The sequence below is a fragment of the Bradyrhizobium sp. UFLA05-153 genome (genome assembly GCF_054185185.1).
This window is the reverse complement of record NZ_JBBIAM010000222.1, coordinates 1-7,647: the sequence shown is the minus strand read 5'-3', so window position 1 is coordinate 7,647 and position 7,647 is coordinate 1. Positions and strand designations below refer to the sequence as shown.

Here is a 7,647-nt window from a genome sequence, read left to right as displayed (position 1 = left end):
TGGGGGTATAAAATCTCAAACACCAATCAGCCGACTCGGTCTAACCGAGGACAACCTCTTGAGGCTCCACACCTAGGGCCGTATTCTCAAACTTTTCGGATTTTTACGGTTGGATTTTCAGTCACTTAGCTTTTTGGCGTCTCCGAGACGTAAGACGGACCGTAAGACGTTGGCCCACGTCTCGTGACCCACCATAGGCGACTAGATCAGCCTGCAATTCCGGGGCCGCTCGGCTTGTAGCAGCCGAGCGCGCGGCTGAAGCGCGCCGAGAAGCCAACAGCTCGCCTGCGAAGCCTGGACCAAGCGCATGCTGGCCTTCAAAGGACCAGCGCAGCCCTTGCCTACCTAGGTGACGCGCTCAATGCGGGTTACCTATATCTCGAAGTCCGTTGCCTCGGCTGCGACACTCACCAGACCGTCGCGCTCGACATCGTGCCGCGGCCGAAGAATACGCCGATCCACGAGCTGGAGCGGTACATGCGGTGCAAGGACTGCTCACAGGTGCGCGGCTATCCTTACAAGCGGAGCCATCTGGTCGCGCTTCGCCGCACCAAGATTTCGGCGAGCGATCCGCCATCAACGTGGTGGCCTGGAGAACGATAGGCCCCTACGGAACTATCGGACGAGCAACTCATTGGGCGGTGTAGAGGACCGCTCTGTGAACCACTTCGCCGTTATCTTGATCTTACTCGTTGGCAGCGCTTCGCTCGCGTTGGCCCAGAGTGCGGGTGGATCGAGCAGTGGCGGCTCGGCGGCGAGCGGAACTCCGGCCACCGGCTCCCCAGGCTATGCGGGCGGCGCCCTATCGACCGGGCATACCATAAGCGGCACTGCGGGCTCCTCCGGTCCCAACGCGGGCAACGCGCTCAGCCACGCAGCGACCGGCGGCGACGTGGATGCTTCGTCAGTTGCTCAGGCTCCGCCTTCGCACGACAACGCGGTGGATACGCCCGCCGCAGATCGCGCCATGAAGAACTTGGGCAACACCGACATCGGCATTCTCAAGAAGTAAGACTATGCCGCAAGTCGGCCTTGGTCTTGGCGTTTGCGGCTAGTCTCGGTAGTCTCCGCGCGCAATGTGCAACCTACAGCATCACCACCAACCAAGCTGCGATCATCAACCTGTTCCGCGTGGTCAATCGTTACGTCGGCAACCTGGCGCCGATGCCCGGCGTGTTTCCAGACTATCCCGCCCCGGTGATCCGAAACACGGACGCTGGGAGCGAGATGGTGCTGATGCGGTGGGGCATGCCGCCGCCACCGCGTGCGGGCGGACCGCCGGTGACCAACATCCCAACACGTCATCGCCGCACTGGTGCTCAAGCCAGAGAACAGGTGTTCTGGTTCACGCCAAGAGTTTCGCCGCTGTCCATAGCGACCGCACCAGCCGAAACTGCATAAAGTTCACGCCTCGTTCACGAACCGTTCCTGCCGATTGGCCGAAGTTGCATAGTTTTCCCGTCTCTGGCGACCTGCCGCCGCCCATCCAAGCATCAGAATTTAGCGGCGTCAGTGATGGGCAGTTTGCAGAATTTTCCCGGTGATGGCTGTCTGCCGCCACCCACGCGGTTCAATGCAACCGGGGCACGAAGTTCAAGCCGGTGCCGGGGCCGCATCAGGTCTACGGCTTCCTGACGACGACACCGACTGCGATCGTCGCGCTGATCCACCCCACGGGGGCCAAGGCGTTCGGCCCGCCCTCGATATGGCTCCCCTTTGATCCCCATTGTCCCCGCGCTTAATCGCAGTCCTGCCCCGCCTTTTGCTGGGACGGTGCTTGCTCGGCCTCACCCGCTGTCATTTTCTTCGACCGTTCAGCGGGCGCGGGACGAGTCTGCTCGACCGTGCCTGCCGTCCGATCCGGTGACTGCGAGGAGGGTGCGGGCTCAATCTTCTTTGATTGCTCGGCAGCAGTAGGCTGACTCTGCATCTGGCGCTGCGCGTCTTCCGACGATGTCGCGGTATGCTCTGAGGCCTTGCTCATCGAAGATGTCGGCGGATGCTCCTTGGAATCAGTTGCTGTGGAACCAGTGGTTTGTCCGGTATAGCCGGGGACGTTCCCTGATCCTGCATCGCGGCTTGCCGTGTTGCAGGGACCGGCATACGCGGAGGCACTGCTTAAGGCGAGCACCGCGCCCACGATCATAAGTCGGTTAGTCATCATAGCCCTTCTCCTGAGTTGGACTCTCGACGATTGAACAAAAGTGGGAGCCGTCTGTTCCGCGCGCGAAGTTCTCGGCGCGGCATCTTCCCGAGCCCGAATCGCGCTAGGGTGGTTCATGAAACTCATCGCCGAACGCCCCTTCGCCAATCCGGAAGCTGCAGCGCGCAAGCTGGTCGAGATCGCCGCCGGCATCGAGCCCGTCCAGGACGGCCGCATCCATATCGAGAAGATCAACGCGCCGTTCCTCTACACGCTGAAGGCCAGCGGCCCTGAGTTCGGCGCCTGCATCAAGATGGCGGTCGAACGCGGTTGGCTCGAGGTGCACGAGAGCGGGACCTATGTGCGCCTCTTGAAGGTCGAGGCTGCCGACTGAGCGACCCTACCTTTTGCGCTTCGCTATGGCCTCTATCCATTTCTCCGATCGCGCGAGAACAAGCGCGCTTGGGGCGAGTACCTTATAGCTGCGCTCAAGCACCTCCAGCTGATAACGGGCAAATCGATCTGTAGCTCGGAGCTGCTGCTCCCGACAGCGTTCTGCAAGGTCCTGGTATTCGTGCGCTGTCATCATCGTGGCCAACCATGCGCCACGAGGCCCGTTCCTAAGCCAAGCGCCTTTGGGAGGTTCCTTCGGCTAAGCCTGACGCCGCAAACTGAGTCGATCCGACGGGTATAAGGAAGCCCCCCATTCGCGGCAGGCTCAAGGCTAGGGAGAGTAAGACGCCAAGGCACCTAAAGCGTACGGCCTGATGCGCGTGTCGCGATTCACACCGTGGACAAGAAAGCGCCCCTTTGCGCTGAAGGATGAGCAAGGGCTGAGGGCGCCGCAGGCTGATCATGCTGCGCGATGCCGGCGAATTCATCCGCGATGTTTTGACTGTCCCAACCTCCATGCCGTCGAAGCAAAAATGGAGTTTCCACCCCAAATCGGCGCCCAATGGCTGCCAATATCTAGCTTACCAGTTTCGCGGTCGTATCCCTTGGCCCGACGGCGACGCCAATCCCTCGCTAATTTGCCGGATCGTGACGCGGATCTCGTTGCCGTCCTCGCCCGTGTGAGGCTGTGGCGCGCGGCCCCCGCCGCGCGAGGCCGGTGGCGCGGTGATCCCGGCAAGCACCATGATGCATAGCGCGTGGGCCCCAGCGCCAAGTCGGGTGGGATTTTCTTTCGGAGCAAAAATGCTTGTGGGTGAGTCCCCTTTGTTGCGAAGGAATGAAGCCGAGCGTCGCCGGCCAAGTGTCCTAGGTGAATTTGGCTGTCCTAATTTCCGCCAAACTCTGTTCATGTTCCCTACAGGCAGGCGTTTGTAGATAGCCGTCTGGGTCCGAGCGAGCGCCTAGAGAACGAGGGTGTTCCGCGCAGCGAACAGTGGAAACGTCATGAAAGACATGCTGGCGCACCTGCAGACTCTTCGCTTGCAGATCTGCGAATGCGAGCGTCTTCAACAGGAGGCAAAGAGCAGAATCAAACGGGACGTATTTGCGAGGATCGTCGCTAACTACAGGCTGGCCGCTGACGACCTTGAGCGAGCAATAGCAGCGCAAGCCAAAGAAGAGTAAGGCCGCCTCAGTGCCGATTTACGGCATCCAGCTCTCGGACCGGCTTCACCGCAACGTGGCATTGGCGTTTCGCCGTCTCAGTCGCATTTGACGATCAGGTTTTCGGCGGACACGATCGGCCCAAGGATGGTCGGTTTGATCAAGTCGAATTCCCTGATGGAGCCGCCTTTACCTGCCCGCGGGGTATAGCTGAGAATTACAATCTCAGAACGGTTCTTGGATCAGCGCTGGAGCCGATGGGGTGATGCTGCCGCTGTGATAGCAGCTTGGGAGTTCGCTCCGTGCATCCCGCTATTCATTTTTGGATACAGCTTGCTTTGGTCGGACGCGGTTTTGAACGAGACGCCGCTGCATGAAGTTCATCGAGCTCCCCTTCGCCGATCCCGATGTTGGCGCTGGAGATGCCCGTTCAGCGCCGTTTCTAAGGCGACAATGGAGCTTTCCCGGAGCGGCGCAAGGGCAGGTTGCGGAGCCAATTCCTGGCAATACATCCGATCGATCTTGCGCTGCATGAGCGCATAGCAGTCACATGCAACTCGTTCAAGCCGCGCCCGATCGATCTCTACAAAGCCGCGCCGGTCGGACGGGATGGCCCCCGCCGCGCGAAGCTTGCTCATGGTCAGAGTCACAGTCGTCCGCCGCACCCCGAGCAATTGCGCAAGCGCCTCGTGCGTCACGGGAAGAAGATCATCGGGAACCCGGTCGTGGAGCTGAAGTAGCCACCGCGCCATGCGGCCATCCACCCGATGCAGCGCGTTGCAGGCGGCCACGTGCTGGAGCTGCAACAGCAGAGCGCGCGCGTGGACCTGCACGACATTCCTTACGGCTGTGCTTTGCGCATGGGCAGCCCGGAATTTCGCGGCGGAAATCATCGATGCTGTGCCGGCCACGCGAGCAATCGCCGTCACGGATGAAAGTGACGGGCCGAGCACGGAGAACGAGGCCAAAGCGCCTTCCCGTCCCATCAACGCGGTTGCGACCGTTTGCCCGTCCGGCATATCGAGCATGAATGCGATCGCGCCGCTATGGGGAAAATAAACCGGGTCGAGTTCATCACCCGACCGCACCAAGACGGTATCGGGGTTTGAACGAGACCTTCTGGAAGTGGGGGTGAGCAAGCTCAAATCCGCCGGCGGCAACGCCGCCACAAGCCGGTTCCAAATCGCAACCAATGAACCTGCCCCCAGCGAAAATGGCCAACCGTCAACTCATACCACTCGGAATTGGTTGGACGAAAAATAACATGGTTTAAGGACCGAGCCCTAAAACGCCAAATAACACAGCGCTCCGCGGACTCGCCAGCGTTGGGATTGGAGGCTGCGCCTCTGGTCTAAGACGGATGGTCAGCCGCCTTAACCTGGATGTGGTCGGCATGCAGCGACCATTCGCAAAGTCGTTCGGCCTTGCAGAACCGCTGCTTGGCAAGTTCAGTGGCCTCGCCCTCGCTGGGGGCGTCGATTTCCACGGTGCGTTGGCAGATTTCGATCTGCCGGCCGTTCTCGCCGAGCACGTCCTTCATGAAACTGACAACAAAGTGTGACATGAGTCCTCTCTCACTCGTCTCGGATTATGAGGTGATCAGCACAGGACGAATTAACCTGTGATAAAAAAAACCGGACAAGCGGGGAAATCCAGAAGGGATCAGGTCTCGATCATGAATTTGGACCTCCTGGCTCGACCGCGCAAAACGGCCCCGCCGCGACGCCCTGGATCTTTAGATCGGGCGTTTCGCTAGACCGGCATGGCCGCATGACGACGTGCTCCTGGACGCCCGAGCAGATCGAGATGTTGCGAGGCTTGGTCGAGCATGGCGTTTCTGTTTCTCGCGCCGCAGTCGCGCTCAAGCGAAGAAAAGATCGCGTCCGGACAAAGGCGCGCGAGATAGGTGCACCATTCCCGACTCTGCGCGATCTCCGAAGAAAACAGCTGGCCCGGAAGCCGAGGCACGGGCATGGCGCCACTGCCCTAGGTCTGGAACGAGGCCCGCGTGAACCGACGGGCCACTTCATCACTGCCTCAGCCGTACCGTAGCGACCGGAGCTGCTCCAGCCCCTCTTCGATCGCTCGCAGATCATCATGAACATATTTTAGAGCACCGCGCGGGTCGATGCTGGCTGTGGACAGAAGGTTTTCCAGCAATTGGCGCCGAAGTTCTCTCATATCCTCCAGCGCTTGCCGGTTCTTCAAACGCACGTGGACGGAAACCAGTGTTTCAATGGTAGACGGCATTGGAGGTGCCCCCAAAATGCATCGACCCTGCCTTGGTTGCCGATTTTTCCCCGACATCGTTTGTTCCAGCGATTTCATAGGTGAATCTCCTAGTCCTAAATTCAATCCACGTCGACATCATCAAGTAGATTGGCGGCGTAGGAACGTTGGGATTGGCGCCCCGGTTGGAAGAGCGCGGTTCTACGCCAAAGTTCTTGCCTGGAGGTGACGGTGTCGAGATTGCTGGTTTCGAAGGATGATCTTGAGCTTATCGCGCTGCAGGAGGTCCGCAGTTTTCCCGGCACCGAAAAGGTCGTCTCCGTTGAAGTCGAATTTAAGCAAGGCGACAGGCCCGGCATGAATTGGAGGCTGCATGTGGTGGCGCAGGAGGGCTGCGATATCGCCCGCGTGCAGTATGCCGCAGAGACCACGCTCGACTGGCTAAAACATCGCTATGAGATCCGCTTGAACTAGCTCCTCCGCGGCGCTGAATGATTTCGCGACTCGGCAGCCGCGTGGCACCAAAAGAAAACCTGGCCTGCCTCGGGAGCTGACGGGCCCTCAGGCTCACCGCTTCAAACGCGGAGTGCGTCGCCAGCCGCTTGCAGGTCCTGTGGACGGAAGGGAGCCGTCAAGGCGGTTAGAGGTGAAGCGAGGCCCGGCATTGGAGGCAAATCCGAACCGGACCTCGCGCCGCCGATTCCCTGGGAGGAATTGACGACGACGAACGATCCCACGGTAGGCTGACAACCGCCTGACAAGGGCCGCCAGCGTGAGCCCTAGGCGCGTTTGGGCTGGGAGCGTGTGTATAAACGCAACTGCGCGGATAGTCACGTTGGCCCAGGTACGTCCTCAGTGAGGTTCAAGGTTGCGTTTTCGAATCGCCAACTCAAGGCTTTTGCGGGGTTCGACCGGCTCACCTCGTCGATCGGTGCCCCGTCAGCCAATCCGCAGACTTTCTGCGGACATTTTACCCGAGCGCCCTGCCCTCAGTTCGTAGCTGACCCGCGCACCCTCGGCCAAGCCCGTATAGCCGGCTTTCTCGACGGCACTGATGTGCACGAAGACGTCTGAGCCGCCGTCGTCAGGTTGAATGAAGCCATAGCCTTTAGTCGCGTTGAACCACTTCACTTTGCCCATTGCCAACGTCGCATTCTCCGAATCAACAAAGTATCTGCCAATGCAGAGGGTAGAGTAGCCACGAACGTTTGACTGTTCGATTCCTGACACAGCAGCGGCTGGGGGAAAACAGCCGCTATGTCAGCAGCCCTGCATTTTCCGAATCAACGAAGCGATTCCTTCATTCAGGAGGCAGATCAGGTCGGATGCATAATGCAGTTCAGCCGCATCAATAGTCCCGTAAAAGATCTGGAAGTGTGGAGCGCAAGCGCCCGCGGCTTTTCGTTCGTGATCAGCTTCGAGAACCACACTGGTCCAGGCCTTCACGGCAAGCCCGGCTTTTTGGCCTCGTGGCGACCGCTCTATCCGAACAGACCAGCCATCAAGGTAATCGGCTCGCCCTTCGAAACGTTCTCTGAAGCCGAGAAAGCTTGCGAGTCCTTCCTAGCGCACTTGATCAGATGAGCGGCCGGGATAGCCCTTTGACGAAGACGCGCCTATGGGCGACTTGGCGACCAGAGTGCTCACGCCTAACGGGGATTGATCCAGTCCCTGTCGCGCCGCCGGCAGTGGGTGTGCGGGCAGAAGTGCGCGCAAAA

At 59.9% G+C, this 7,647-nt stretch carries 11 protein-coding genes and 2 pseudogenes; 8 read left to right on the top strand and 5 right to left on the bottom strand.

The genetic code is table 11. The features are described 5' to 3' along the window. Positions 1-239: 239 nt before the first annotated feature. The 3 genes and pseudogenes from Q2941_RS49840 to Q2941_RS49830 all read left to right on the top strand — a co-directional run. Positions 240-603 (top strand): annotated as a pseudogene (locus tag Q2941_RS49840) (hypothetical protein); the annotation flags it as partial. A gap of 55 nt (positions 604-658) precedes the next feature. Beyond that, complete coding sequence (locus tag Q2941_RS49835; RefSeq protein ID WP_458197282.1) at positions 659-1,012, top strand: hypothetical protein; 354 nt, start codon at positions 659-661, stop codon at positions 1,010-1,012. A 26-nt stretch (positions 1,013-1,038) separates the two neighbouring features. After that, a pseudogene (locus Q2941_RS49830) lies at positions 1,039-1,316 on the top strand (hypothetical protein); the annotation flags it as partial. Between the two features lie 422 nt (positions 1,317-1,738). Here Q2941_RS49830 and Q2941_RS49825 read toward each other — a convergent pair. Further along, complete coding sequence (locus Q2941_RS49825) at positions 1,739-2,164, bottom strand: hypothetical protein (protein WP_458197281.1); 426 nt, start codon at positions 2,162-2,164, stop codon at positions 1,739-1,741. 115 nt (positions 2,165-2,279) lie between these two features. Between Q2941_RS49825 and Q2941_RS49820 the strand changes: the two genes are divergently transcribed. The 3 genes from Q2941_RS49820 to Q2941_RS49810 all read left to right on the top strand — a co-directional run bounded on the left by Q2941_RS49820 (position 2,280) and on the right by Q2941_RS49810 (position 3,721). Further along, complete coding sequence (locus Q2941_RS49820) at positions 2,280-2,537, top strand: hypothetical protein (RefSeq protein WP_458197280.1); 258 nt, start codon at positions 2,280-2,282, stop codon at positions 2,535-2,537. 461 nt (positions 2,538-2,998) lie between these two features. Then, entirely contained in the window at positions 2,999-3,220 is a 222-nt protein-coding gene (locus Q2941_RS49815; protein WP_458197279.1) for a hypothetical protein, read from the top strand. A 321-nt stretch (positions 3,221-3,541) separates the two neighbouring features. Continuing rightward, a complete protein-coding gene (locus Q2941_RS49810; RefSeq protein ID WP_458197278.1) occupies positions 3,542-3,721 on the top strand; it encodes a hypothetical protein in 180 nt (59 codons plus the stop codon). Between the two features lie 359 nt (positions 3,722-4,080). Here Q2941_RS49810 and Q2941_RS49805 read toward each other — a convergent pair whose 3' ends face one another. The 3 genes from Q2941_RS49805 to Q2941_RS49795 all read right to left on the bottom strand — a co-directional run bounded on the left by Q2941_RS49805 (position 4,081) and on the right by Q2941_RS49795 (position 6,028). Next, a complete protein-coding gene (locus Q2941_RS49805; RefSeq protein WP_458197277.1) occupies positions 4,081-4,869 on the bottom strand; it encodes a Crp/Fnr family transcriptional regulator in 789 nt (262 codons plus the stop codon). Between the two features lie 182 nt (positions 4,870-5,051). Continuing rightward, complete coding sequence (locus Q2941_RS49800; protein WP_458197276.1) at positions 5,052-5,264, bottom strand: hypothetical protein; 213 nt, start codon at positions 5,262-5,264, stop codon at positions 5,052-5,054. A 473-nt stretch (positions 5,265-5,737) separates the two neighbouring features. Continuing rightward, on the bottom strand, positions 5,738-6,028 hold the full coding sequence (locus Q2941_RS49795) for a hypothetical protein (RefSeq protein WP_458197275.1): 291 nt from the start codon (positions 6,026-6,028) through the stop codon (positions 5,738-5,740). Between the two features lie 132 nt (positions 6,029-6,160). Between Q2941_RS49795 and Q2941_RS49790 the strand changes: the two genes are divergently transcribed. Then, complete coding sequence (locus Q2941_RS49790; RefSeq protein WP_458197274.1) at positions 6,161-6,403, top strand: hypothetical protein; 243 nt, start codon at positions 6,161-6,163, stop codon at positions 6,401-6,403. 465 nt (positions 6,404-6,868) lie between these two features. Here Q2941_RS49790 and Q2941_RS49785 read toward each other — a convergent pair whose 3' ends face one another. Next, positions 6,869-7,075, bottom strand: coding sequence for a cold-shock protein (locus Q2941_RS49785; RefSeq protein ID WP_458197273.1), 207 nt, complete (start codon positions 7,073-7,075; stop codon positions 6,869-6,871). Between the two features lie 111 nt (positions 7,076-7,186). Between Q2941_RS49785 and Q2941_RS49780 the strand changes: the two genes are divergently transcribed. After that, the gene (locus Q2941_RS49780; protein ID WP_458197272.1) at positions 7,187-7,513 is read left to right on the top strand and encodes a hypothetical protein; all 327 of its coding nucleotides are present in this window, start codon (positions 7,187-7,189) and stop codon (positions 7,511-7,513) included. Positions 7,514-7,647 lie beyond the last annotated feature (134 nt).